This is a genomic window from Rhodopseudomonas pseudopalustris (assembly GCF_900110435.1).
In the GTDB taxonomy this organism is placed as follows: domain Bacteria; phylum Pseudomonadota; class Alphaproteobacteria; order Rhizobiales; family Xanthobacteraceae; genus Rhodopseudomonas; species Rhodopseudomonas pseudopalustris.
Genome location: NZ_FODT01000015.1, coordinates 1 through 25,086, shown reverse-complemented (window position 1 = coordinate 25,086; position 25,086 = coordinate 1). Strand labels below are relative to the sequence as shown.

The 25,086-nt window shown below is 61.8% G+C and carries 20 protein-coding genes and 2 pseudogenes; 11 read left to right on the top strand and 11 right to left on the bottom strand.

The genetic code is table 11. The features are described from left to right. Window positions 1-231 precede the first annotated feature (231 nt). The 4 genes from BMY71_RS22075 (at window position 232) to BMY71_RS22065 (ending at window position 3,014) form a co-directional block, all read left to right on the top strand. A complete protein-coding gene (locus BMY71_RS22075; RefSeq protein WP_054164522.1) occupies window positions 232-558 on the top strand; it encodes a DUF736 domain-containing protein in 327 nt (108 codons plus the stop codon). Window positions 559-664: 106 nt separating this feature from the next. Beyond that, window positions 665-1,060, top strand: coding sequence for an IS110 family transposase (locus tag BMY71_RS25595; protein ID WP_062313568.1), 396 nt, complete (start codon window positions 665-667; stop codon window positions 1,058-1,060). 86 nt (window positions 1,061-1,146) lie between these two features. Continuing rightward, window positions 1,147-1,704, top strand: a complete 558-nt coding sequence (locus BMY71_RS25590) for an IS110 family RNA-guided transposase (protein WP_062313570.1) — start codon at window positions 1,147-1,149, stop codon at window positions 1,702-1,704. A gap of 338 nt (window positions 1,705-2,042) precedes the next feature. After that, window positions 2,043-3,014 carry an arsenic resistance protein gene (locus BMY71_RS22065; RefSeq protein WP_092686173.1) on the top strand — a complete coding sequence of 324 codons (972 nt, stop codon included), beginning with the start codon at window positions 2,043-2,045 and terminating at the stop codon, window positions 3,012-3,014. Window positions 3,015-3,193: 179 nt separating this feature from the next. Here BMY71_RS22065 and BMY71_RS22060 read toward each other — a convergent pair whose 3' ends face one another. The 4 genes from BMY71_RS22060 to BMY71_RS22045 are packed head-to-tail and all read right to left on the bottom strand — an operon-like array spanning window position 3,194 to window position 6,761. Further along, window positions 3,194-3,529, bottom strand: a complete 336-nt coding sequence (locus BMY71_RS22060; RefSeq protein ID WP_062313572.1) for an NAD(P)-binding domain-containing protein — start codon at window positions 3,527-3,529, stop codon at window positions 3,194-3,196. After that, a complete protein-coding gene (locus BMY71_RS22055) occupies window positions 3,522-4,133 on the bottom strand; it encodes an SCO family protein (RefSeq protein ID WP_062313574.1) in 612 nt (203 codons plus the stop codon). The genes BMY71_RS22060 and BMY71_RS22055 overlap by 8 nt, the downstream gene beginning before the upstream one ends. Further along, a complete protein-coding gene (locus BMY71_RS22050) occupies window positions 4,130-4,624 on the bottom strand; it encodes a copper chaperone PCu(A)C (protein WP_062313575.1) in 495 nt (164 codons plus the stop codon). The genes BMY71_RS22055 and BMY71_RS22050 overlap by 4 nt, the downstream gene beginning before the upstream one ends. 7 nt (window positions 4,625-4,631) lie before the next feature. Continuing rightward, the gene (locus BMY71_RS22045; protein WP_062313577.1) at window positions 4,632-6,761 is read right to left on the bottom strand and encodes a heavy metal translocating P-type ATPase; all 2,130 of its coding nucleotides are present in this window, start codon (window positions 6,759-6,761) and stop codon (window positions 4,632-4,634) included. 66 nt (window positions 6,762-6,827) lie between these two features. On the opposite strand from BMY71_RS22045, the gene BMY71_RS22040 reads away from it, so the two are divergent. Further along, window positions 6,828-7,241, top strand: coding sequence for a MerR family transcriptional regulator (locus BMY71_RS22040; RefSeq protein WP_062313579.1), 414 nt, complete (start codon window positions 6,828-6,830; stop codon window positions 7,239-7,241). 141 nt (window positions 7,242-7,382) lie between these two features. Here the strand turns inward: BMY71_RS22040 and BMY71_RS25060 are convergent. Then, window positions 7,383-8,386 (bottom strand): annotated as a pseudogene (locus BMY71_RS25060) (OB-fold nucleic acid binding domain-containing protein); the annotation flags it as partial. 186 nt (window positions 8,387-8,572) lie between these two features. Between BMY71_RS25060 and BMY71_RS22030 the strand changes: the two are divergent. From BMY71_RS22030 to BMY71_RS22020, 3 genes are read left to right on the top strand one after another with little or no spacing between them, the layout of a single operon-like run. Continuing rightward, on the top strand, window positions 8,573-9,244 hold the full coding sequence (locus BMY71_RS22030) for a DUF6088 family protein (RefSeq protein WP_062313701.1): 672 nt from the start codon (window positions 8,573-8,575) through the stop codon (window positions 9,242-9,244). Further along, entirely contained in the window at window positions 9,241-10,329 is a 1,089-nt protein-coding gene (locus BMY71_RS22025) for a nucleotidyl transferase AbiEii/AbiGii toxin family protein (RefSeq protein WP_062313587.1), read from the top strand. Before BMY71_RS22030 ends, BMY71_RS22025 begins: the two co-directional genes overlap by 4 nt. Window positions 10,330-10,341: 12 nt before the next feature. After that, a complete protein-coding gene (locus tag BMY71_RS22020) occupies window positions 10,342-11,427 on the top strand; it encodes a hypothetical protein (RefSeq protein ID WP_062313588.1) in 1,086 nt (361 codons plus the stop codon). A gap of 71 nt (window positions 11,428-11,498) precedes the next feature. Here the strand turns inward: BMY71_RS22020 and BMY71_RS24575 are convergent, their stop codons facing one another. From BMY71_RS24575 to BMY71_RS22010, 3 genes are read right to left on the bottom strand one after another with little or no spacing between them, the layout of a single operon-like run. Continuing rightward, window positions 11,499-12,395 (bottom strand): protein phosphatase 2C domain-containing protein, encoded by an 897-nt coding sequence (locus BMY71_RS24575; protein WP_062313590.1) that lies wholly within the window; start codon window positions 12,393-12,395, stop codon window positions 11,499-11,501. 1 nt (window position 12,396) lies between these two features. Further along, complete coding sequence (locus BMY71_RS22015) at window positions 12,397-13,098, bottom strand: hypothetical protein (RefSeq protein ID WP_062313592.1); 702 nt, start codon at window positions 13,096-13,098, stop codon at window positions 12,397-12,399. Then, a complete protein-coding gene (locus tag BMY71_RS22010; RefSeq protein WP_062313594.1) occupies window positions 13,095-13,649 on the bottom strand; it encodes a hypothetical protein in 555 nt (184 codons plus the stop codon). The genes BMY71_RS22015 and BMY71_RS22010 overlap by 4 nt, the downstream gene beginning before the upstream one ends. A gap of 240 nt (window positions 13,650-13,889) precedes the next feature. Here BMY71_RS22010 and BMY71_RS22005 point away from each other — a divergent pair, with 240 nt between their 5' ends. Both BMY71_RS22005 and BMY71_RS22000 read left to right on the top strand, forming a co-directional pair. Next, window positions 13,890-15,473: a hypothetical protein gene (locus tag BMY71_RS22005; RefSeq protein WP_139202709.1), complete on the top strand. Its 1,584-nt coding sequence runs from the start codon at window positions 13,890-13,892 to the stop codon at window positions 15,471-15,473. After that, on the top strand, window positions 15,470-17,968 hold the full coding sequence (locus tag BMY71_RS22000; protein WP_062313598.1) for a phospholipase D-like domain-containing protein: 2,499 nt from the start codon (window positions 15,470-15,472) through the stop codon (window positions 17,966-17,968). The genes BMY71_RS22005 and BMY71_RS22000 overlap by 4 nt, the downstream gene beginning before the upstream one ends. On the opposite strand, the gene BMY71_RS21995 is transcribed toward BMY71_RS22000, so the two are convergent. The 3 genes from BMY71_RS21995 to BMY71_RS21985 all read right to left on the bottom strand — a co-directional run bounded on the left by BMY71_RS21995 (window position 17,941) and on the right by BMY71_RS21985 (window position 23,645). Next, window positions 17,941-18,807 carry a hypothetical protein gene (locus BMY71_RS21995; protein ID WP_244526136.1) on the bottom strand — a complete coding sequence of 289 codons (867 nt, stop codon included), beginning with the start codon at window positions 18,805-18,807 and terminating at the stop codon, window positions 17,941-17,943. The genes BMY71_RS22000 and BMY71_RS21995 overlap by 28 nt on opposite strands. 62 nt (window positions 18,808-18,869) lie before the next feature. After that, the gene (locus BMY71_RS21990) at window positions 18,870-22,373 is read right to left on the bottom strand and encodes an ATP-binding protein (RefSeq protein ID WP_062313600.1); all 3,504 of its coding nucleotides are present in this window, start codon (window positions 22,371-22,373) and stop codon (window positions 18,870-18,872) included. 3 nt (window positions 22,374-22,376) lie between these two features. Then, entirely contained in the window at window positions 22,377-23,645 is a 1,269-nt protein-coding gene (locus tag BMY71_RS21985; RefSeq protein WP_062313603.1) for a metallophosphoesterase family protein, read from the bottom strand. 141 nt (window positions 23,646-23,786) lie between these two features. Here BMY71_RS21985 and BMY71_RS21980 point away from each other — a divergent pair. Next, window positions 23,787-25,086: pseudogene (locus BMY71_RS21980) on the top strand (AAA family ATPase); the annotation flags it as partial.

Genomic DNA, 25,086 nt, shown 5'->3' with positions numbered 1-25,086 from the left:
AGGGACATTGGGCTTGTGAGACCCGTCGGATTCGACAGGGTGTGCGGCGCGGCGCCCCGGTGGATGCTCCTGCCCACGGCGCGCGTCGGCATGGGAGCGATCGGAATGCGAGCAAGTGGAATGGCGCGGCTGCTTGGGCATGGCGCGGACGCAGGCAAGTCCGACGTTCCGGCCAAGACCGCCGCGCATGCCGGGCCGGATGCCAGCCGGAATGAAACGGGGAGACATCACATGCCAGCCATCGGCTACGTCAACAAGCTCGACGACGGTTCCTATCGCGGCACGCTGCGGACGCTGTCGATCTCGGCGGCGCTGAAGATCATGCCGAACAAGGAGAAGAAGCCGGATAGCGACCAGCCCGACTATCGCGTTTATGCCAATGGCGCGGAGATTGGCGGCGCCTGGATTCGCAAGAACAAGGAGAACGGCGCCGACTATGTGTCGGTTTCGATCTCGGCGCCCGAGTTCGGACCGCGCAGGCTGTTCGCCAATCTCGGCCGGGCCGCCGGATCGGAGAGCGACGACGAATTTGCGGTGATCTGGAATCCCACGGAATAGACAACGCCAAGGCTGGCGGCGGCGTTACGTGAGCTGGGGTAATCCGATCCCGGCCTCTCGATAATCTTACGCTGGGATTGATTCTGCCCAGCAAAGGAGATGCGCGATGTACCTGTTCGTCGGACTGGACGTTTCCCTCAAGACCACTTCAATCTGTGTTGTGGAAGCGGATGGCTCACCCGTTTGGGAGGGCAAGGCCGAGAGCGAACCCGCAGCTCTCATCAAGGCACTCATACGCTGGCGCGAGACCATCACGCTCGTCGGTATCGAAGCCTGCCCGCTATCGGAATGGCTCTACGGCGCGCTGGTCGAGAGCGGATTTCGAACAGTCTGCATCGAGACTCGTCACGCGCAACGCTTTCGTTCCTCTCGGCCCAACAAGACTGACCGGAGCGACGCACGCGGCATCGCCGACATGATGCGGCTTGGTCACTACCGGCCCGTCCACGTGAAGAGCAAAGACGTCGCAACTGCTGCGAACCATGCTGATCGCCCGTCGTAAATTCGTGGACCACATGCTGGCGGATCGAAGATTCCATCCGTGGTCTGCTCAAGGTTCACGGCATCAAGCTCGGATTAGTCCATCGGGTGCGTTTCGCAGCGAAGGTTGAGGCCATGCTCGCCGATGCGTCGGAACTGCGCGGCGCGATTGAGCCATTACTGGAAGCACGCAACATGATGCGGGCAAAGAAGGTGACGTTAGATCGGCAACTTTCGCAAGTGGCCCGCAAGGATGACGTTTGCAAGCACCTGATGACGGTCTCCGGTGTTGGGCCAATCGTGAGCCTGTCATTTAAGGCGACGATCGACGATCCAAGCCGGTTCAAGGATTCCAAGGCGGTCGCCGCGCATCTCGGCCTGACGCCCCGTGTCTATCAGTCGGGTGAGATTGACCGCTCGGGCAATATCAGCAAGTGCGGTGACAAGATGATGCGCCACGCGCTGTATGAAGCCGCGAACTCGCATCTGCGGATCTCGAAGAAGTGGTCCGTTCTGCGGGCCTGGGGCGTGAAGCTGGCCAAGCGCATTGGCGCGAAGAAGGCTTGCGTGGCGGTGGCTCGCAAGCTTGCAATTATTATGCATCGCATGTGGGTGGACGGAAGGGACTTCCAGTTCGGCCATCCGCCTGTGGCGCGGTCTGCATAGGGATCGTTCCGGCGTAGCGATCTGCTCTGCCGAGGACGTGGGGAAGGTCAGTCCGTTTCGATCCCTGTGCGGTGCGAGTATCCAGCACGCGCTGTGAGCTTGGACGACCTAACTCGCCGAACCCCATCATGGAGCGCGCCTTAGGCCGACTCCGGACAGAAGCGCGGGCCAGGCACGAGCAGTTTGCGGCAACGATCGTCACCCGAAGGGCGGAGACGCGGCGCGGCTCCGGTCGCAGGCGTCTGCCTGCGAGTAGAGCGTGACCGAGCAGAGCGAAGGGGCCGCCCAAGAAGGCATTTTCATGATTATGCTACGATGCCCGTTCGACTCGGGAGGGGATGTTGGTGGAACGTGTTCGTTCGTGGATGGAGGCAAATCAGATCGCGGTCTACTTCGCCGCGATTGTACTGGGTATGCTTGCCGCTTTCTCTATTGCAGGCGTTGAGAAACTGGAGTGGTCCATCAACCCTGCGCTGGCGTTGATGCTCTTCGTCACGTTCCTGCAAGTGCCTCTATCAGACCTGCCGAAGTCCTTTTTGAGTAAGCGGTTCCTGCTGTGCCTTTTGATCGTCAATTTCGCGATCATACCGCTGATCGTGGCCGCGCTTGTGATGTTCTTGCCCGCTGATCCGATGTTGCGTCTGGGTGTCCTGCTGGTGCTTCTGACCCCATGCATTGATTACGTGGTGACGTTTACGCATCTCGGGCGGGGTGACGCAAAATCCCTTTTGGCGGCAACACCGCTGCTCTTGATCGTACAGATGCTGCTACTGCCTCTCTATCTCGGCGTTTTTCTCGGACCAGACGCTTCGCGTTTGGTCGAGCCGGAGCCTTTTCTTCATGCCTTTATCTGGCTTATAGCTGTGCCGTTGGCGCTCGCTGGCATCGTGCAGGCGCGAGCGACACGATCCTCTGGCATCGCGCGGTTTTCCAGCGCGCTCAACCTATTGCCCGTGCCAGCGACAGCCTTGGTCCTGTTTCTAGTATTGGCCATTGTCATGCCGCGCGTTGGTCAAGCCTCCGCCGCTGCACTCGCAGCTCTGCCGATCTATTTAATCTATGCCGTGGTAGCGCCGTTGTGTGGGTGGCTAGCGGCTCGCGCTGGACGTCTCGGCCCGCAAGCTACCTTGGCCGTCGCTTTCAGCGCCGCGACGCGCAACTCACTGGTAGTCCTTCCTTTCGCTTTTGCCGTTCCTGGCGGCGTTCCACTCATCCCTGCGGTTATCGTGACCCAGACGGTGGTCGAGCTGCTGTCCGAACTGGCGTATGTCCGCTTCCTCAAACTACTGCCCGCGCGGAACGGCCCGTAGCATCGCGCCGCTTGACTTGTTGGGTCGGATTACAGAAGGGATCGACGCCCGAAGGGTGAAAACCCGGCGCGGCCGGGGTTTCAGCGGAGCCGAGAGCCCGGTCCCGCAGCGACACGCCCGGCCCTCTCATCTCGCATTCGGTTCGGCACGGACCTAAATGATGGGTCTATGTGCAATGTCTATGCAGGATCTGGAGCTTGGTATACCGAACTCGACTTGCCACGAGCCGACGACCTTAGCCGCCATCCCGCGGCATAGTCCTCCAGATAGTCGGCGAACTCCTCACGCGACGGATAGCCGTCCGGATCGCCGGCGAGCGGCAAGCCGGGAAGGGCGCTGAGGTTGCGCGGCGTGAACAGTGCCAGGGACTCGTATCGCTTGCGCCAGCTGTCGCCGATGCGGACCAACTGCTCGACGATATGGAGGTCGAGACCTTTGCGTTTGAGATGGTAGTCGGTCGCGAGACCCGCCTGGCCCGCGCCGATCACAAGCGCATCGAGCGGCCCGTCAGGCACCGACCAGCCGCCTCAGCTTCGTCAGCACGGTCTCGCGCGGTTCGTGCATGTCGAGCGTGCCGGCGAGTTGCCCTTCCGCATTCATGAGGATCACGCCGGCCGTGTGGTCCATCGTGTAGCTTCCGCCCTCGATGGGAACCTTGCGATAATAGGCCGCGAACGCCTTCACGGCTGCGTCCGTCTGTGCCTGACTTCCCCGCAGCGCGACGATGCGCGCGTCGAACGAGGTCATGTAGCTGGCAAGAAGCTCCTGCGTGTCGCGCTCGGGATCGACAGTGATGAAGAGAGGCGTGAGGCGATCCGCGGCAGGACCGAGCTTACTCATGAGATCGGTCAGCTCGAACAGCGTGGTCGGGCAGATGTCAGGGCAATGAGTGAAGCCGAAGAAGACCAGATAGGGCTTTCCAGCAAGCCGGGCATTGTTGTAGGTCTCGCCCTTGTGCGAAGTCAGCTCGAACGGACCACCGATGGCGGCAACGCCGGTCGCGACAGGCTGCTGAACCCGCCCGGTTCCCGGCAGGATGCCGCTAAAGCCGATCCAGATGCCGGCCGCGATCGCAACCGCCACCCAGGCCGCGATCCGGAGGATCTTTAGTGCGCTCATTGCGAGCCACCATGCCCGGAATGATCTTCAACCGCCGGCGCGGATGTTCGCATCTGCACCATGAACTCGATATCGACACGACCGGCCTTCTCAAAGACGAGCGTGGCGGGAAAGCGTTCGCCGTTGCACAACTGCCGGTTCGGCTCGATGAACATGAAGTGCAGGCGCTCCGCCACGAAGTCGACGGTTGCGCCTGGTTCGACGGTCACGCCATCGAGCGACCTCATCCTGGCTATGCCGTCCTCGACGACGGAACGATGGATTTCAGCACGGTTCGCAATTGGCGACGCAATAGCGACCAACCGATCAGGCTCCGATCCAGCGTTGTTCAGTTTGACATAGCCGCCGGCGACCTTCGCGGAGGGCGGCGTCGGCCGCGACCAGGGATGGCCGATCCTGATGTCGCCAGCCGTGTAGTCGTGGGCGATCGACGGAGTTGCCAAGCCGATGAACACGGCAAGCATCACGAGCGTTGTCTTGAGTAAGGCCATATCCTGGTTACTTCGATGGTCTGTAGGTGAGCAGCCTGAGCGCATTGGCGGTAACGAGAACGGTCGCGCCGGTGTCGGCCAGGATCGCCATCCAGAGCGTCGTTACGCCGAACAGCGTGGTGACGAGGAACACGGCCTTCAGTCCGAGCGCAATCAGGATGTTCTGCCAGATATTGCCGAGAGTCGCCTGTGAGAGAGCGACCAGGTCGGCGACGCCTCCCACGCGGTCTCTGAGCAGGGCCGCATCGGCGGTTTCCAGCGCCACGTCGGTTCCGCCACCCATCGACACGCCGACCGAGGCCGTCGCGAGCGCGGGCGCGTCGTTGATGCCGTCGCCCACCATCGCGACGGGGCCTGCCTCCTTCAACCGGCCGATCTCGGCGAGCTTGGCGTCCGGCAGCAACTCACCCTTGGCTTCGAGCCCAAGCCCTGAGGCAATGGCGGTCACGGTGCGCTGATTGTCGCCCGACAGCAGGAGCACCCTGACGCCGCGATCCTTCAGACGCCGGATGCCCTCGGCGGCATCGTCACGCGGCTCGTCACGCAGCGCGATCAGGCCCTCCATCTTCTTGCCGGCCATCAGCACGACGACGGTCCTGCCTTCGCTTTCGAGCGCAAGGATGCGGCCGCGCACATCGGCCGGTATATCAGTTTCCTCGGCAGCATGGCGCGGGGAGCCGACCGAGGCAAAGCCGGATTTGAGCCTCGCCGTTACCGCCTTGCCGGGCACGGCGATTCCACCGCCGAAGACCTGCGGAAGCTCCAGCGCGCGCTCGGTCGCCGCTTCGACGATCGCAATGCCAAGCGGATGGCTGACATTGCGCTCGACGGCGGCTGCCTTGGCAAGCACGTCGTCCTGAGAGCCAGACAAGGCGATGACGTCCGTCACCTTGGGATGGCCGCGTGTCAGCGTGCCGGTCTTGTCGAAGGCGACGGTGACGACCTTGCCGAGCGTCTCAAGTGCCGCACCGCCCTTGATGAGCAAGCCCTGACGCGCGCTGGCCGCAAGACCCGACGCGATCGCGGCCGGCGTGGAGATGACCAGTGCGCAGGGACAGGCGATCAGCAGCGTGGCGAGACCGCGATAGATCCATGTCATCCAGTCGCCGCCGAAGGCCAGCGGCGGAACGATGATGATGAGCGCCGCCACGATCATCGCGCACGGCGTGTAGTATTTCGAGAAGCGGTCGATCATGCGTGCGGTCGGCGCCTTCGATTCCTGCGCCTCTTCGACCATGTGGATGATGCGTGCGATCGTGTTGTCGGCGGCGACATGGGTGATCCTGACCCGCAGCTCGCCGTTGGCGTTGATCGAGCCGGCAAAGACTTGGGCACCCGGCTCCTTCAGGATTGGAACGGACTCGCCCGTCACCGGGGCTTCGTTGACTTCCGACGAGCCGTCCTCGACCACGCCGTCGGACGGTATCCGGTCGCCTGGGCGCACCACGACACGATCGTCGATGGCAAGCGCCTCCACTGGCACGCTTTCGGTCTGGCCGAAGGGGCCGAGCCGGAACGCGGTGCGGGGCACAAGGTCGATCAGGGCCTCAATGCCGGCCCGCGCCCGCCCTGCCGCGACCGTCTCCAAAAGCTCGCCGACGGCGAACAGGAATATGACGACCGCGGCCTCTTCGGCATCACCGATCGCGACGGCGCCAAGCGCGGCGACCGTCATAAGCGTCTCGATGGAAAAGGGCGAGCCTGCCAGCGCCCCGGCAACTGCACGGCGGGCGAAGGGCACGACACTGACCAGCGCCGCGGCCGCGTAGAGCCATGTATCCCACTTGGGAAGGAAGAAGCTTGCGACGAAGGCGGTGGCGAACAGCGCGCCGGTCATGAATACCAGCCGCGCCTTCATCCCCTGCCACCAGGGCTCCCTTGCGCGCTTTGTCGGCAGAGCGGGTTGGGTTCCCGGCGCCGAGCCGGCCGGCTGGTATCCCAACGCCCTGATCTTCTCCTCGATGGTCCGTTGAGAAGTCCTGTCCTGATCGACGTTCATCGCCAGCGTTCTGGCCGCATAGCTGACATTGATGTCGCTGACGCCGGGCAGCCGCTCCATGGCGGCCTCGATCTTCAGCGCACAGGCCGCGCAGTCCATGCCTTCGATCTGGAGTTTGAGCGGGCTTGCAGCCGCCATCGTGTCACCTCGACTCTTGCGACGTGACACCCTAAATGATCCCTGTAGTCACTACAGGGTCAAGCTATGGACGCGAGAATATTGACGATCGGCCAATTGGCCCGCGAGACCGGCACGAAGGTCGAGACAGTCCGCTTCTACGAGAAGTCCGGCCTGCTGCCGGCCCCGGCGCGCACCGAGGGCAACTACCGCTCCTATGACCGGACGCATCTCAACCGGCTGAGCTTCATCCGCCGGGCGCGCGACCTGGGATTCTCGCTCGACCAAGTTCGTGCGCTGCTCGCGCTCTCCGACGACCGCGAACAGTCCTGCGCAGCGGTCAACGCGATCGCCAAGGAGCATCGCGCCGAAGTCGAGCGCAAGATTGCGGACCTGCAATCGCTCAAGAAGGAACTCGATCGGATGATTGATCATTGCGGCTGTGGCATTGTCGCCGATTGCCGCATCATCGAATCACTCTCACCGGATGGGCGCAGGTAGCTCATTCGCCGTATCAGCGACAGGTTGGCGGTTGATCCAGACGCAGGCCAGAACTATGCCGAGCCGATTGATCGGCTTTATCGGAAGTCCCGCGGCTTAGGTAGCTTGATCGGCATAGTCTCCGGCTCGGGATGAGACCCTTTATGCCGAGTTCGGCAGGCCACGCCGATCGAGCGCCGGACTGCCGTGATGCAGCTCGTCGCCGCGGCCATGCGGTAACGAAAGGCGCTGTCCCGGCGGCCGACGCTGGCAAGTTCGGCCGAGGTCGGACAGGTGCCGCGCAACCGGATGCACCACCTCGCCTTTCCGCTGGATGCGGCCGCGCACGGCCAGCATGCCGGCGGACAGAACGACACGCCGATATTGCTCAAACACCTGCGGCCAGACCACCAGATTGGCGATGCCGCTCTCATCCTCCAGCGTAATGAATATAACGCCCTTGGCGCTGTCCGGCATCTGCCGCACCAGAACGAAGCCCGCGGCTTCCAGCCAAAGGCCGTCACGCGCAGACATCGCCTCGGCGCAGGTGACGATGCTGCTACTCCGCAGATCATCGCGCAGGAACGAGACCGGATGCGCGCGCATCGCGCACGACTTGCGCGGGCGCGTAAAAGCCCATCGGCTGCGCGTTGAGCAGCGCACAACAGAAGACATCGGGATGCCAGCATTTCATCCAGGAGGAGGCGTAAGCGAGCAACGCGAATGAGGCGACATGGCTTTCAGGAAAGCCGTAGCTGCCGAAACCCTCAAGCTGACTGAAGGTCTTTTCGGCAAATTCGCGCGTGTATCCGTTTGCGACCATCCCTTCGACCAGCTTCTTTTCAAACTTGCTGACGCCGCCGGTGTGCTTGAACGTCGCCATGCTTCGTCTCTCAATTGATCCGCCTCGCTGGCGGTGAAGCCGGCGCAGCCCATCGACACCTTCATGGCCTGCTCTTGAAACAGCGGTACGCCGAGCGTCTTGCCGAGCACGGCCTCAAGCTCGGGCCGCGGGTAAAAGACGGCCTCTTTGCCCTCGCGTCGGCGCAGATACGGATGCACCATGTCGCCCTGGATCGGACCGGGCCGCACGATTTCGCGACTTCGATCACCAGATCATAGAACGTGCGTGGCTTGAGCCACGGCAACGTGCTCATCTGCGCGCGGACCACGAAGGGCTTAACGCCTCAGCATTGAGTATGTTCTATATTTGTTCTCGTTTCGAAGAGAGTCAATGCAGCCGTATTCGCCCGGGAGAAACCGGCTGGGTAGGGAGCCGGGCGCATGTCCGAAAAATGCAGCATCATTCGGACGCCCTTGCTTATGTCCGAAAATTGCATCATATTTCGGACATGCTTGATAAACCGACCACAGACCTCCGGCCGCGACTCCTCGCCCGTATCAACGTGGCACCTCCTGGAGAGGTATGGACGCCGAGCGATTTCGCCGATCTCGGCAGTCGTGCGGCCGTCGACAAGACGCTGCAGCGCCTCGTCGCCGCTGGCGAGTTACGCCGTATCGACCGTGGACTCTACGACCGGCCGCGAATGAGCAAACTCATGAGCAAGGTCGGGGTCCCCGACTATCGAGCCGTGATCAGAGCTGTGGCACGCCGCGACCAGGCTCGCATCGTGGTCGACGGAATGACGGCCGCGAACGATCTTGGTCTCACCACAGCCGTACCGGCGCGCATTGAGGTCCTCATCGACGCCCGTCTGAAACCGATCAAGCTCGGAAAGCAGGTTATCCATTTCAAGGCGGCGGCGCCGAGCCGTCTCTATTGGGCTGGACGCCCTGGCATGCGGGTCGTTCAAGCGCTTTATTGGATGCAAGATATGATGGAGGGGGACAATGATCGGGAGGCCATAAAGAACGGCCTCAACAGACTGTTCAAGAATCCCGAGCATGGAAAGGAGATCTGCGACGATCTTCGCGCAGGCCTGGCGGCAATGCCGATCTGGATGCAGGATTTTCTCAGACCTTTGCTCGGATCCGCCGACGCCGTGCCAGAGACTCGCGCGTGAGCAGCGCCGCCTATAACAAGGTCATTCTCGCGCCAGCGAACGAAAGGCTCGATCTCTTCTTGACGACGGCAAACCGGCTCGGCGCGCCGATCGGAAACATTGAGAAGGACTTTTGGGTCTGTTGGACACTGAACGCTCTCTATCATGAGCGACCAGCCGGAGGGCCGCGTCTGCTGTTTAAGGGCGGCACGTCTCTGTCGAAGGCGCATGGGCTGATCGAGCGCTTTTCCGAAGACATCGACGTCACAGTGTTTCGCGATGATCTCGAAGAGCCTGCTTCGGTTGAGGAGTTCGAAGCGCTTTCGAACAAGAAGCGTCGTGCTCGACTGGATGCGATCCGGGACGCCTGCCGTAGCTACATCACCGGCCCACTTCATGCGTTCCTGGCTGAACAACTTGCCGAGGCCACGGGAGGAAGAGGACGCGTCGAGATTGACGAGGTTGATTCCGACGCCCAGACGCTTCTGATCTGGTATCCGGAGGTCGAGCCGCGGGACGGCGCTTATGTGCGTCCTGCGGTGCGCATTGAATCGGGAGCGAAGTCGGCGCTCGACCCGAACCATCCTGCGGACATCCGTCCTTACATTGCAGATGAAGCCGCAGACCTCGATCTGTTGGTGCCTAACGTCACCACGATCGACGCAACGCGCACGTTTTGGGACAAGGTCGTGATCGCGCACGGCTTGCGTCGCTGGTTCGAGCGTCGCGGCGAACTGAGGCAGGAAGGGCAGCGCATCTCACGCCACTTCTACGACCTGCATTGCCTCTTCGCGTCCGAGGCCGGCAAGACAGCCCTCGCCGACGCGGACTTGGGCGCCGACTGCGTCCGACATGCGCGAATGTTTTTCAACCGGCCCGATTACGACCTCGCTTCTGCCGTGGCTGGCTCGTTCGCGCTTGTACCAACTTCGAAGATGGTTCCCGGCCTCACCCGCGACTATTCGAACATGACGGCGATGATTTTCGGCGCGGCGCCTTCGCTTGAGGAAATTATGGCGTCAATTGAAGCGATCGAACGCTCTGTAAATGGCGGTGCGGCGGGCGACCGCGCGAAGCCGGTCAAGGACCGCGCGGGCCCGAAATGATAAGGTGGCCACATGGCTGAGATTTCGGAGAACGCACCTACCAGACTGCCTGACCACGGCTCGGTCGAGGCCGTCCTGGCGCGTCTGTCGGCGGGCGCCGACGAGACCGCTTTGGCGGCGGCATTGAGTCGCGCCTTCCCGGGATTTGCATTTTCGGCGTCGAACATCGACGACCAGTATTGGCGGGACACGCGCTCGGTGCTGGCCGTCGACGGAATGCGGATCGCCGAGTATCGTCCGTGGATGAAAGTCGAGCTTGCGAAAGACAATGGAGACATCGCGGCCGTCTGGCGACGGTTGCAGGACACAGATCTCCAGATCTCGGAATGGCACGGCAACAGCGTCTATGCTTTCGCGCCGACAGGACCCAGCGCCGCTGACTATGTGCAGATTTCGCTCGGTCGCGAGACCGAGTGGTGCGCGGGTCCGATCGTGAACCCATCCCGTCGGCCGTGGGGCGAGGAGGAACTGCTCGATCCGTCGTGGATCAGCCACGACGAAATGTCAGCTGACAAGGTGCTTGCGGGTCCGCTTTACAGCCTGAATCGCACCAGCAGCGTCGTGTATGTCCGTACTTTTCTCGCGCGCTGCGCGCGCCTCGAACGCGACAAGCGGGAGGCGCGACGGCCGGAACTGGAGCGGCGCGTCTGGGTGGGCTCCGACGGCACGCGGACACCGTTTCTCGATCTGCAGCCCAACTACTTCGATTTCACGCCGCGCGAGGTCCGCTTCTTTCAGGACTGGGAGGAGTCGAGCGCGCGCACGAGCCGCGTCTACGAGCATTGGGCCCTCGACATCAGGGACTACGAACACAAGGGTGAGCGCGAGCTCGCCTTCATTCCTCGTCCGCTGCGTCTGCCGGAAGAGCACTTGGAGGCGGGCGATTCTTCCGTTCACATCCTTATGGATCGCGTTGAGGCGATCGACCGGGAGATGGGCCTGCCGTTCGCGTGGTTTTTCTTCATGACGCACGGCAACAAAGTCTCTCCCGCAGTCGGCGAGGCGATCGCGCAAGGCCTGCGCGAGGCGCGTGTCCGCCTCCCCGAGCACGATGCCAAGGTGCTGCTGCGCTGGGCCGACGAACAATATCTCTTCTAGCCCTGGGATGATTCCGGCCTGCATGACCTTCCTGCAGGCGTCGAAGCTAATAGCCGTTCGCCTAAGTTCAATCAGGACAACCCTGGCGGCCGACATCGAGCGCCTCTGACAGGGTGAGGCTGCCGGTGCATCCCGACGGCCGGCCGCCGTTCACGCATTTTCTCAAATCCGCGGCTTTCGATGGATTGATGTCGTAGGTTACTTCCTATTGGCTTTCGCCGCGTTCCACCATTCCTTCTCTCGCGCCCTTTTATGTAGATCTTGCGTGGAGCTTCAGTCCCTGAGACCTTGGTCGATCCATCTCCGCCAATCCGCATTATTTGAAGCACGCTGCGATCATCTCCCTCTCCGGTGTGCTCCGTCATGCGTCCATGGATGAACGCGCCCTGTTGTGCCTCATCAAGCTCAGCCCAAAATCCATCCGTTGCCACAAGCAGCGTCGTCTTGTCCGACGAGATTGAACAGGTGGCTGGTTCGACAAATTCTCGCGAGCGGAAGCTTCGTGTGAGACGATGACGACTGACATCCTTCGCGAGTTCGCTGATCTTCATGGGCGCTACGGCGTTTGCGAGTGTGTGCGGTTGGACCAGCCAGGATACCTGACCTGTCGGTGAGCAATCGCCAACCAAGCAATCGCCTGCGTGCAGGATGAGCGCCTCTTGCCCATCGCCGAGGTGTATCAGGAGGTAGCTCGCCGAATCCTGCCGGAAATCCGTCGCGAGTTCGGCATGCGTCGCCCGAAGCTGCGCAGTCAGGACTGCCGCAGTGATTGCCTGTTCCGTCGACACAAACCAATCGACCATTCGGCGCGCAATCTCCCAGGCGAACGCTCCGCTGTTTGCTCCGGAGCTCGAACCGTCAAGGACGATGGCGAGGATGTCCGTTTGCCGTATGCCGATCCCTGCACAGTCCCGGTTGTCAGGCGTTCTCGTTCCCTGCTGGCTCTGCCATTGGATTGCGAAGGCCATGTCAGTCGCCGCCGAGCTTGCTCAGTGCGATGACGCGGTCGCGCACAATATTAGCGCGTCCCTCCGGCCCGCGAATATTTCCCTGGAGGAAATGATCGAAGTCGCGATCTGCAAGTAGGCTTTTGCATTCCTCCGCAATGTAGGCGCGAACGTCCCCATCGGCGGCAGCAACTTCGTCAACCAATTCCGGCCGGCCATCAATGACGAGGAGTATGTCCTCGGCGTCGCGGCTGCCGATCAGGTCGCCAGCCCCTCTTCCGCGATAAGCTTCCAGCTTGGTTGCGATGAACAATGGCGCGGTGAGACGACGGATGGTGATGGCGTCATCCAGAGACGTCTGAACGGCTGTTTCGATCCCGTTTGCGTACCAGCGATTGCTGAAGCCGAGGATCGCCTCGTCGTCCGGCATAAAGTCGACCTTGAGCTCGCCGAGCTTCATCCGACATATGACATTCTCGTCGGCTGCCTCGGAGAAGCCTTGCTGGCGAAGTTGCTCCACGAGCTGTGCCCACGCCGGGAAGCCGGCGAGATCCACAATCAGGTCGACATCATCTGTGGCTCGGACTCCCTCGAGCGTGACGGGATCGGTTATGTACAGAGCGGTTGTACAGCCGCCCACAAAGACCAGTCGCGCAAGAAGTTCGTCGCCGAGCGCGACGGCAACCGTCGTCAGCATCTCCTTGAGACGGCCTTGGATCGTCATCCCAGCCTCTCCTTAAGCAGATTGGCGGCAAGGTTCGCCTCGCGCTGATTGCCGAGCCGTATTGCGTCAACGAGCGCCAAATAGGCGTAGAGGCGCTCATCCTTCTCGGCAGCTTCCGGCACGGTCTTAAATAGCGGTTCGATAGACTGCCCCATCTCGTAGCCACGAGCATAGGGCCAGACGTGAATCAGGCTGCCCGCGCTGTGGAGTGACTCTTTCAGGACAGGGGCGGCGAAAGCTGTCGGCAAACCGCGCTGCATCGGACCTGGCTTTGCCGGAAAAACAAACTTCAGCCCGTAGGTGATAAAATCGCGCAGATTTCTGCGATTGGGATTTGGGCGGTTCGTGTTGCGATCCTTGATCGCTATGCCGGATGCGAGACTGCGCTTGATCGAGGCCCCGATTTCCGTTTTGCTGATCCCGAGAGAAGCCTCGAGCCCTCTCACGGAGTACGGGTCCTCGCCATCTCGGTGGTGGTTCGTTCCGCCTGCTGTTTCATGATCTTGCAAGCTCACAAGCTTGAGCAGGACGACAATATCCTGAGTTTTCATGGCATCACCGATCTGTCCTCTGTCCTCGGACAGAGGACACTAAGTCTTCGCCTGGCTGATTTGTCAAGTTTTCCCGAGGGCTGGGGCGGCCTGACGCACTTCCAGCACTGACACCGGCCGGGCGTCGAACGGTACATGCTCGAGACCGAACAAAGGGGCGGAAAGAAGGTATCGCTCGCCAGGTTCCGCGAAGCTGCGGCATAAGGAAGTCACTTCACCTTCCTAGCGACAGGTGCCTCCGTGAGCGCTGTGGCCGTAGTCAATTTTCCCGAATGGACCGAGTACCGCAAGAAGAACGGACTTGATCCCCTGGGGATGCAGAATAGCAGCGTCACGCTGTACCAAACGCTGATACCCGGCATCGGCAACGTGACGCTGCGGATGCGATATTATGGACTCTACGCTTGGCTTAGCTGGGTCTACGCCAAGCGCATTGGCGATACCAATCCGCAAACCTGGCAGCGGATGATACGCCGTGCCGAGGCGCTCTATGCGCTCATCGCACAGCGCCGGGGTGACGAGGGCGGCGTTACCGGCAGCGACTGGGCCCAAAAGACACTCGACAATTTGCACGGCCGCACGATCGACTTTGCGGAGGCCGCCAAGACCAGAAAAGAAACCCCGGACTACTATTTCGCAGTCGATTGGGGCGCCTATGGGTTGGCATACGCGAGCCAGCTTTTCCAGATCGGGATCTTTGATCCGTCACGAGAGCACGCTATCGCCCTCCCCAGTGTTGACCTCGGTGAGAAGCTGGCGCTCGCTTTTGACAAGGAACTAGGGGAGCTGTCCGGTCAGTTCTACGACGCGATCCAGCGCGGCCGAGTATCCGTTCGCGATCTCGACGCATTTGTACGCCTCGCTCCGTCCGGGATCCGGAACGGCGGGACTGAGCGCAAGCTCTACGAAGACATTCTCTTCGGTCGCATTGGCCCGCAAGATGAGGCCGCCACCTCCCGGCGTGCAAGCCTGCTGTTGATCCTGACCATCGCGAAACAAATTCAGCGCGCGCCAACACCGGATGACGTGCGGTGGACCCTCTACGCTGGCAAGGACCAAGAAGGCCGATTATTCACACCCGCCGCGCAACAACTGCAGGCGCAGACCGAGCGCTGGCGGCTCTATCATGCGAATGATCTGTGCCATGTCGCTCTCGAATGCCTGCTGAAATACATTCTGGACACACTGGACGAGTACCCGCGCGGCATCGCCCCATCTTCGTTGATCGCGCGGTGCGTGGATGAGATCACCTCAACGTCAACCCATCCGCCCCCTTCTTGGAATGCCTTTGTCTTAAGCTTGCCGCCCGGCGCCAACCCCGGCGATCCGAATATCCAAGACAGTGAATTCGCCCTCGTAAATGCTATCATGGCGGCCCGCCGCCCGATTCACCGCTGCTCGGCGGATGTCGCTCGAAACGCCCTCACGCTTCTCGCCATCCTCCACAGGGCGTTTCGCGCCAATACGCAGGCAATCACCGAAGAACTGAAGAACCTCGACTTCACTGCATTTCATTCATTGCTGACGGAAGGCCGGTATCTGGAGCAAGTCGGTGACGCGCCGTTTCAGGACGCCGTCGCGCGAATTATCGAGGAGCGCGTAATGCGTCGACATCTTTGGGTTGCTCTCCGCAAATTCCAGCGCCAAGGCGACTACACCTTCCTCGTCGAATCCGATGATGGCCTCATTCGGCTTCGGGAAAAGGACGGTCCCGTGTTCACGAACCCGCGGCTCGGGCCTGCTATCCGGTTTCTTCACGATATTCATCTCTTGGGCGAGAACGGGCTTACCCGCCGCGGCGTGGAGGTGCTTCAGGCGTCATGAAACTCTACGAACGCTTTGGAGAGCGCGGCTACCACACCAGCATCATCACCACCTTTGGCCTCGATTTCGACACCTATGAGAATGTCGTGTTGGCTCGCCTCAAGGGCGCCGGCTGCAACAACAACATCCTGCTGTGCGATGCTGCGCTGCTCACGCAATCTCTAGCTGGTTTATCGTCACTCCCGCGCACCGCTGGCCGCCACTATACGGTCAATAGCGCCTATGCGCCGGGCGCCTTCCATCCGAAGCTGGTGGTTCAATTGGGGAGAAATGGCGGACGGATCATCGTCAGCTCCGCCAACATGACTGCAACCGGCCTTGCGGGAAATCTCGAACTTGCCGAGGAGATTGTCTGTGGCGCGGAAGACAGCGGCGAACAGCGGCTCGTCGCGCAAGCTTGGCGCTATGCGTTGCGGCACTGTGACAGAACAGGACAGGCGTTGGACGCTCAGATCGCATGGGCCGAAAGCCGCGCGCCGTGGTTGCGACGCGCGCTCCCGGCGACGGATAGCGTCTCGCTAAGCGACGGCTCGATTGCTGCTTTGCTCACAACTGGCGAGTCTGCCGGCATCGGGGAGCGGTTCGCCGCCCTCGTCGGCGATGACAGCGTAAAGCGCCTTGTTGTCCTCAGCCCCTATTGGGATGCAAACCTTCGCGCGCTCAGCACTATCGCAAAGACGCTGTCGGTCTCGAAAGTCGATTTGCTTATCGATGCAGACGCACGCCTTTTTCCGGTGTCCGCACTGAAAAAGGTGAAGGGGGCGCGGCTATTCGACCGCGATAGCTTTCGCAAAGGCCGCTTTCTCCATGCGAAGATCCTCATCGCGCAAACGCGTAAGGCGGATCACGTCCTCTATGGCAGCGCGAACTGCACCCTGGCAGCCCTCGGTGCGAAGGGCTTCGCCGGCAGCAATGAGGAGGTCTCGATGTATCGACGACTTCCTCTGGGCGCGATACTTGACCGTCTCGAGCTGAAGGAGCTCCTTAGTCCGAGTCGCGAGATCGATCCCGACGATCTCGACGAAGTCGATGACGCGAATGCCGTCAATCTCGACTTCTGGCGCGGCCGCGCGATAGGTCGTTTCGAATGCAACTACGGCACTTTGACGTGGACGCCACCGACAGGACTCGACCCTGACGCGGTATCGATCAGCCTGCTCGATATCGATCAGAAGGAACTCGGCTGCCGTCTCGGGGCAGCCGAGGTTAGAGGTGGCACGCGACGGTATGAAATTCTCGGCGCCGTTCAACGCCCGGCTTTTGCAGTTCTGCAACTTTCCGACGGTGCGCGATCAGCGCCGGCAATTGTGACGCTTGTCGATAGAATTCAGGAAGAGGCAAGGGAGGCGCGTTCCAAGCAAACTGAAGAGGCCGCCTCCCAGCTCAATGAAGAAACCGACGAGAGCCTATTGCTGCTCGACATTCTCGATACGATCGAGTCGGCGGAGCGCCTGCTACAGACCGAGGAGGTGCGCCCACCCGTCAGACTGGCGCGCAAGACGAGCAGAGAGCCCAGCGATGCGCCGGCTCAGTTTCGGACGATGACCTATGAGAAATTCATCGCAGGACGCAGAGCGCGGACCGACGGCGCCGCAATTGGGAGGAGTAGTCTCAGCGCAAGCGAGGCCTCATTGGTGCGGAGCTTCCTCAATAGAATCATTGGTGTCGGAATTGACGACGCCGCACCAGGAATCGAAGCGGAACCAGATCTCGACAACGCCTTCGACCTTGGCGATGAGGCGGTCAATGCAGAGGACGCGACGACTCGCGGCGATAGTTTTGAGCCGGGAGCGGGTGACTTGTCTTCGAAGGAGGAGCAACGTGAAGAGCTGCGGCGAAAGGCGACGCAGAGAAAGGCGACGCGCGAGCAAATTGCCGCTGCTGTCGCCGCATTCAGCGAGCGGATTTCTCAGCGGAAAAGAGACCGCGCGCTCACAACCTTCGATGTCCTTCGCCTCCGTGCATTGCTGATGATTGTGGCTGCGGCTGGCTGGAACGGCAGCGACGCCGACGGCAGAGCGGTCCCTGCGAGAACATCATTGCAGGTTTTGGCCGTAGAAGGTGGCGGAGATAGCTGGCCCAAGCTTATGGGGCGCATTCTGTTCTGCTTCTTCGGAGGCCCAGATCCTGCCATACGGCATTTGAACCTCGACGCACTGCATGACCAACTCACCGACGACATTCTGGAGTGCTGGGCGACGTGTTGTTGGTGCCTCCACGCCTGCCTTGGCGCACCATGCGCGAAGGATGAGCGAGCCGCCCTCGCCAAACACATCCTGCCATTAGGCGAGAAGACCTATCGGTTGACGGGCATGAATGAGGCTGAATTGCATGACGAGGGTTTCGTATTGCTGATGACGCGACTGAGCGAGCGTTTTCGCATCCGCTTGGGACTTGATGCGAAGACGCTAGCAGAAGGCCATCAGTCGATGATGCGCGCCATCTTTAATCGAGTGACGGCAAGCGTTCATGGCGCGCCGACCTCCGCCCAATAAAGGCGATCCTGCTCGGCCTTCAATTCTTCGAGTGACACTGGGATCGGATCGAGCTCGACATTGTACATTGGCAATGGCCAATGCCGATACAATGCGTTGACGTGGTCCTGCGTGGCGGAAGCATTCGGCAGCCCTTCGGCAATCAGCCGATCCAGTAGCTCTTTCGTCAGACACTCCGCATCCCGCAACGTCTCCATCTTCTGGAACTCCAGCTGCCCCCAAACCTCAGACGTGGCTTTCAGCCCCGCGAGCGAAAAGATTCCGCAGGCGGCCATCGCGTCGACAACCTGCACCACGGCGGGCATGTGCGCTGGGAAGCCGCTTGGGTGGACGACGGGCGCGTTCCAGATCGGGGTTCCATCCTCGTACGCTTCCACATCGGCGTAGAGCTTGCTCTCCCGCCGATAGAGGGTGTCATTCGGAACGATGTACTCGCCCATGTGCCCCTCAAGATAGTGAGCCTTGCGCAAGGGCTCGACCGCTTTTCGCAACTCCGCCACGTCCGTGAACCACCATTCCGTTAGTTGGGCGTAAATCAGCCGATCGAGATGTCCATAGAACCGGTTCAGCAACTTGTTCAGCTTGCCGGCGACCTGCTTCTCTGGGCAGCGAGCAATATCGAGAAGAATGAGAGCCTTTGCCGCCTCCTCCTTCGCGAACCCGGCGAGCACCTCGGCCTCCCGAGGCCTATCTCGCAGCTCCGTGGAGGCCGACCAGAATCCCATCGCGCTAGCGTGGATGATCGGAAGCCCCTCCGCGAGGAACGCTAGCTGATCGGTCGCCGCCATCTGGCAAATGCGGCTAGCCTGTCTCTGTCCAATCTGCAGCTTCTTCGTCATCGCCCCGATCGACATCATAGTCGAAAAACAATCCCGGACGCCTCCGCCAGTTGCGACAGCCCTCAAGCAAACTCGCGTTTCATCACTTCGTCTTCGAGCCGATGCAATTGCGCCCCCGGGCACACACGTTGGACGATCTCGCACAGATGCTGATGATGGGTGAGATAGATGACCTGGCCAACTTGCGACATCTCCGAAAATAGGCGGAACGCCTCCTCTGCGCGGAAATCATCGAACGTCTCCATGATGTCGTCTGCGACGAAGGGGACGGAGCTGCGAGCCCGCACGAACTCGTAATAGCCCGCGACGCGCAGCGCAAGATAGAGCTGGAAGCGGGTACCCTTGGAGAGCTTGTCGGCAGCTTTTGAGCCTCCCTCGGCCGAGACCGCGATCAATGTATCGCCATCCCTGCCAGGCTGGGCGACGAGGCCAGTATACGCGCCTCGGCTGATGGTGCGGAACGCCTCCGACGCGCGCGTCATCATGGAGCTACGATGACGTTCGCGATAAGTGGCGAGCGCCTGCTGGGTGGCTGCGATGCCCGCTCGAAGCTGCAGATAGCGCATCGCGCCATCCTCGATCTCAAGCAGCGTCGTCCGCCGGCGCTCCTCGATGATGGCGACTCTCGCATCGCCGCCGATCGCCTCTACGCGATCTTCGGCCGCCGACTTCGCCGCGAACAGCTCGTGACACCGCTTGTCCTGATCGTCCGCGCGTGCCGTCAACTCGGCAAGTTCGGTCTCCAGAGCAGGTCTGTCCGCTGCATCGAGCGCCGCTTGCGCGCCCTGAAGATCCGTCGCGCGGAGTGTCTCGACAATATCCTGCTCCGCCTGCCGTGCCTGTTCGACGAGATCGGCGCGGCGAGCGATATCGGACAGCTTTTGCGCCACCTCATCCAGAGAGGTGACCTGGAAGAATGCTGTCATCCGATCCGTCTGTTCATCATGAACCGCGGTCGCCTCGGCGAGCTCGCGCTGCCGCGCCCTCGCGTCTTCAAGCCGCTTTGTCAGATTCAGATGACGCTGGCGGGCCGCAGCCGCGTTTCGTACCGTCTCGCCGATACGTTGGGCCAACTCGAGAGCTGGGTCGGCACTATCGTCAATTTTCAGAAGCGTCGTCAGAGCGGTGACTTCTTCACCGAACGCTAGCTGGTCTCTCTCCATCTTCTCGATGCGGTCGATCAGCGCTGCCCGCTTCTCGATCGTCGGCGAGAGTTCGATGATCGCAGAGAGAACTTCGCGGACCGCACCGATCGCCGGCGCTTCCCCTACTTCGCCAAGCCAGCATCCGCGGCATGTCGTGGACCAGGTCTCCTCCCAAGTCCGATCGTCCGATCCTGCCTGCTCCGCCGCCCGCTCACGCGACGTGACCTCACGCCGGCGTTCGTCCACTTCGCCGCGCAGACGGCGCAGTTCGGCTTCCCGATCAAGTGTCGTTTGAGCGCTGGCAAGCATAGCGTCGAAGCTTACATCGGATGCGGGCGGCAGCCCGGCTGCGGTTATCGCAGCCGCCAGCCGCTTGGCAGCAGTTGTGCCGTCGGCGTCAGCATTGCGTATATCCCGTTCCGCGGTCCGTACTGTGGCGCTCGCCTCGAGCGCCTTCTCGCGGCGGCTGATCCACGCATCGATATCCGGCAGCGATGGCGGTTTTGCAAAATGCGAGGCGATCGGCTGCACCGCCGCCGCAATCTCGACGTCGATCGCCGCCAAGGCCGTGGCGGCGCGCTCGCTGAGCTCGACAGCACGGTCATGGTCCGCTCGTGCGAGGGCAAGCGCCTGTCCGCTCTGATGCAGCTTCGCCAACTCGGATATGTGTGAGAAACGACTCGCGTTGATGATGTCGTCCTGACGCAGCGCCGCCTCGAAGGCATCGGCAGAGTCAGCGTCCAGCAGGCGCCGATGTGCCGACCAGGTTTGCTCACGCCGCGACCGTATGTCGGCAGCTTCGTGATCGGAGACGATGCCGGTCGTAGAAGCGAAGCTCGCCTCTTCAGCTTCACAGTGCCGGACCAGCGTCGTGAGCCGTTCGACCTCGGCCTGGTGACGCAGTACTGCGACCTCCGCCTCGCCTCGCGCTGCCTTCCAACGCTGCAAGGCCTCGGCACTGGGACATTGCATAGCGGCAAGCTCATCGACGGTGCCATGCCGTGGTCCCAGAGTGGCAAGTCGGTCAGTCAGCAGATCGAGCGCGGCCTCGCGGGCACGCTCTGCAAGCCGACGCCGAATATGGTGGTCGGCGGAGCGTATCGCCTCGACCACGACGGCCAGCTCGGCCAAAGCGCGATCCCGTTCGGCACGGAGCTGAGGATCCGCCTCGCCCTCCGGCAGCCTCGATGTCGCCTCATCGAGTCGCTGACGCGCTTCGGCCAATTCTCGCGCGGCGTTGCGCGTCGCGCCTTCGATGCCCGAGCGAGATTCGATCAGATCGCGCAAACGGCCGATGGTCGCCGCTGGCAGCACGAGGCGTTTGGGATCAGGTTCATCGGATCGCTCGATCCGCTGCAGGATCCCGGAGATCGCGAGATCGAGCTGACGCAATTGCAAACGCCGCTCGGGAATATCCTTGTCGGCAGTCACGTGGCGCGCACGCGAATCGGCTAGTCGCTCAACGCGCTCCTCGAGACGCAATGCGGCCTCGTCAACGACGACCTCGGCCAGCTCGACCGCGAGCTGATCGATCTGCTCAGCGATCGCTCTGGTTTTGACGCCGAGCTCGATCTCTTGCTTTCGAAGCTGGGGCAGTTCCCCGGCCCATGCCGGCGGGTCCGCGGGGACATCAGCCAGCGGCGCAAGGCGCTCGTGGATGCCACGCAAGGCGGAGAGACGCGGCAACGCCGTAAGATAGCGCTGGATTTCATCACTGCGTCGATGGATACGCCCGCGTTCCTCGACCGCCTCATCATATTGCACGGACGCCCGGTCGCGCGTGTCGATGAGCCGGGCGTGATCGGATGCGAGAGTGTCGAATTGCTCGCGCTCCGCCTTGAGTTCTGCCAGCCGCGCTTTCAGATCAGCGAGCGCTCCCGTGCGAGCGCGATACTTGTAAAAGCCGTCCGCTTCCCCCTTCAGACCAACGAGCTTGTCGCTGAGATGCGAGAGGCCCGCACTTGCCGAAAACAGCAACTGTCCGAGATCACCCCTACTCGCCAGAATGCTCTCGCCGCCTTTTTCGAGCGTCTCATCATCGAGCGAGAACATGGTGCGGTACGCATCGCGCTCGATGCCGCCGAGCTCAGCCCGGATTGCGGCCTCGGGCAGGGTGCGACCGTCTCCGTCGAGGAGGCTGTTCTGTGGCCGTTTGATCCGCGCGAACTCCCGCGTATCGCCAGCGAGGTCCAACGCGGCGCCGATCCGCATCGTGGGATACGGATGAATGAAGTCGAACGGGCTCTGCGAACCAATTCCGAACAACAGGTCGAGAAAGGCCGCGAGTGCGGTCGACTTGCCGGCTTCATTCGGTCCATAGATGACGTGCAGGTCAGGCTGACCCTCCGTCCGCTCACCGAAATCGATGCTTCGGTCGGTGAACTTGCCGTATCGAGTAAGGTCGAGGCGACGCAAGCGCATGACTTAAGTCTCCTCGCCGGCAGCCTCAAGACGTGCCATGACGCCCTCGGCGCCTTCGCGCGCGAGGCGAGCCATCACCTCCTTGGAAGAGGCTTCGTCCGATCCGAAGATGTCACGACAGTCTTGCGGAAGCTGAGCCCTGATTTCTTCGGCGACGCCCATCAGTTGGCTTCGAAACGCCTCCGATCCAAAGACATCGTCTTCGATCAGGCGATGGAGCTCCCTGATCGGGTCGCCCGACGGCTGGCCCTGCTGCTCGGCCGGCCGGCAGGCGATTTCGAGTTGCTCGATCCAGCATCCCCCGATGACAGAGCCCCTGTCGTCGGCCTCTGTCTTCAGCAAGTCCGCGTCGCGCCGGATGCGCCAGGCTAACGACGTCGCGCCCGTTATGCGCACGCGAGCGACCAAATGCTCGGACCGCACAGCGTCGCGCTCCTTTTCGAGCGCCTGGGTCACTGCCGCGACGAGGTCGCGCCAGTCTTCCAAGCCGCTCGCGTCGACCGATATCCGCTCGAACTGAGCCACGCTGGTGATCCGTTCCTCGATGTGAATTGAGTGATCGTTGGCGATGGTGACGAGCGTCACCGATTTGGGGCCGGCTTCATTGATGTCGCGGCCTTGCGGTATGCCGGGCATCACGATCGCGCATCCGCCCTCGATAGCCGAGCGTTTGTGAACATGGCCGAGGGCCCAATAGTGGAAACCGCTCGCCTGGAGATCGGCAACGCTGCACGGCGCATAGAGATCGTGTCCCGGAGCTCCTGCAAGGCTCGTGTGCAGGAGGCCAATATTGACCGCGCCATCGACCGTGGGGCGAAATCGTCCGAGGAGGCTCTCCGGGGCGTGCGGCTGCGCGAAGCTCAGGCCGTGGACGACAACAGGAACATGGCCCGGCGCGCGATTAATATCGATTGCCTCCGCTCGCCCGCCGAAGACTTTCACGGAATCCGGCAGTACCAATTCCTTGGTGATTTTTGACAGCGCGTCGTGGTTGCCGCGGATGATGAAGACTCGAATGCCAGCTTGGCTGAGCCGCCGGAGCTGTTCGGCGAGGAAACGCGCCGTCTTCATCGAGGTCTGATCGCCGTCGTAGAGATCTCCGGCGATCAGGAGCGCGTCGACCTGCTCGTCCAGGCAAACGTCGATCACCCGGACGAAGGCGCGCCGGGTGGCGTTGCCGATCAGCTCCGCCAGGTCGGGATGGCGCAGCGCAAGCGAGCGCAGGGGTGAGTCAAGATGAATATCCGCAGCATGGACAAAGCGATACGTCACCGTCTCCCCCTATTTACGTCCCCTGCGCGTCCGCCGGACCTTACGCGCTGGGCAATCAGCGTGATATTGAAATAGCTCAACGGAGCCGGATTTCCCGCAAGAATCACGCGAATAACTTGTTATCTCTCCGGGGGGATGGTGATGACTGCAGAGCCGATCGACGACGTCTTGGACTGGGCCAAGAAGCTCTCATCCTGGAAACAGGACGCGCTGCGGCGGCTCGCAATCAGCAATGACCTCACGGACACGGACCTTGGCGAGTTGCTCGCCATGGTCAAGACCGCCGCGGGCTTCAGCCTTGCGAGCGCACCCCCTGGCGCCGTCCCGTTCGCTAAGGCCCATTTCGGAGGCGGGAAGCATCAGCCCATCATCCTCAAAGGAATCGCCAACGTCGAAAATATCAACCGTCTGGTTCCGAAGGCTGGCCTCACCTTTTGTCCGAAGGCCTTGACGATCGTGTATGGCCGAAATGGAAGTGGCAAGAGCGGCTTCGTGCGAATCCTCAGGACGGCTTGCCGCACGCGCGTCGAGAACCCGGCCAAGCTCAAGGTCTTGGCCGATGTGTATGGGGCGTCCGCAGGACCGCAGACTGCCGAGATCGTCATCGACGCCGGGGCCGGCGACACGCCGATTTCCTGGTCTCCCGGGAAAGCCGCATCGCCGCAGCTCATGCAGGTGGCTGTCTTCGACACCGCCTCCGCGCAGCTTTATGTCGACGGCGGAAATCAAATCCGCTTTCTCCCCTTCGGGCTCGCCCTGCCCCATCGGCTCAATGCGATCTGTATCGGCTTGAAGGACACGCTGGAAGCGGAACGGGCGACCGAGGTCGGCAACAAGGTCAGCCTAACGACGATCGCCTTCGCTCCTGTACGCGATACAGGAGCCCAGCGGTTCGATAAGGCGCTGAGCAAGTCCACCACAAACGCCCAGATCGACGTAGCGACCGCATTCGGTGAGACCGATCAGGAGCGTCTGGATGGAATCACCGCCGCGCTGTCTGCCAGCGCCGCGGCGGCCGCCGACGTTACGGCGTTTGCCCGATGGGCTGAGACCCTGGTGACCGAATGCACCGCAGTGGTAGCTGCGTTTATGGACGAGCCGTTGCAGAAACTCACCGCCCTGCGCGAGGCCGCGACAGCAGCGCGGGAAGCCGCCACGGTCGCGGCGGGCGCATTGTTCACCGACGACCCGCTGCCGGGTGTCGGGAGCGACACCTGGCGGGCGCTTTGGGCCGCGGCCCGGGATTACTCGCTGAAGGAGGCCTATGTAGGCAAGCCATTTCCTGTGGTGGCGACGGATGCGGAGCCCGCCGCTTGCGTGCTGTGTCAGCAGCCGCTTCTGCCCGATGGCGTGAGCCGTATGCACCGCTTTCAGAAATATATGGACGACACCCTGGATGCGGCGGCCACGAAGGCTGAGCAGGCGGTAGCCGATGCGCTCG

Coding starts and splice junctions, on each gene's coding strand:
- BMY71_RS22075 (WP_054164522.1), top strand. CDS start 232: ATGCCAGCCATCGGCTACGTCAACAAGCTCGACGACGGTTCCTATCGC.
- BMY71_RS25595 (WP_062313568.1), top strand. CDS start 665: ATGTACCTGTTCGTCGGACTGGACGTTTCCCTCAAGACCACTTCAATC.
- BMY71_RS22065 (WP_092686173.1), top strand. CDS start 2,043: ATGTTGGTGGAACGTGTTCGTTCGTGGATGGAGGCAAATCAGATCGCG.
- BMY71_RS22055 (WP_062313574.1), bottom strand. CDS start 4,133: ATGAGCGCACTAAAGATCCTCCGGATCGCGGCCTGGGTGGCGGTTGCG.
- BMY71_RS22050 (WP_062313575.1), bottom strand. CDS start 4,624: ATGGCCTTACTCAAGACAACGCTCGTGATGCTTGCCGTGTTCATCGGC.
- BMY71_RS22045 (WP_062313577.1), bottom strand. CDS start 6,761: ATGGCGGCTGCAAGCCCGCTCAAACTCCAGATCGAAGGCATGGACTGC.
- BMY71_RS22040 (WP_062313579.1), top strand. CDS start 6,828: ATGGACGCGAGAATATTGACGATCGGCCAATTGGCCCGCGAGACCGGC.
- BMY71_RS22030 (WP_062313701.1), top strand. CDS start 8,573: ATGCTTGATAAACCGACCACAGACCTCCGGCCGCGACTCCTCGCCCGT.
- BMY71_RS22020 (WP_062313588.1), top strand. CDS start 10,342: ATGGCTGAGATTTCGGAGAACGCACCTACCAGACTGCCTGACCACGGC.
- BMY71_RS24575 (WP_062313590.1), bottom strand. CDS start 12,395: ATGGCCTTCGCAATCCAATGGCAGAGCCAGCAGGGAACGAGAACGCCT.
- BMY71_RS22015 (WP_062313592.1), bottom strand. CDS start 13,098: ATGACGATCCAAGGCCGTCTCAAGGAGATGCTGACGACGGTTGCCGTC.
- BMY71_RS22010 (WP_062313594.1), bottom strand. CDS start 13,649: ATGAAAACTCAGGATATTGTCGTCCTGCTCAAGCTTGTGAGCTTGCAA.
- BMY71_RS22000 (WP_062313598.1), top strand. CDS start 15,470: ATGAAACTCTACGAACGCTTTGGAGAGCGCGGCTACCACACCAGCATC.
- BMY71_RS21995 (WP_244526136.1), bottom strand. CDS start 18,807: ATGACGAAGAAGCTGCAGATTGGACAGAGACAGGCTAGCCGCATTTGC.
- BMY71_RS21990 (WP_062313600.1), bottom strand. CDS start 22,373: ATGCGCTTGCGTCGCCTCGACCTTACTCGATACGGCAAGTTCACCGAC.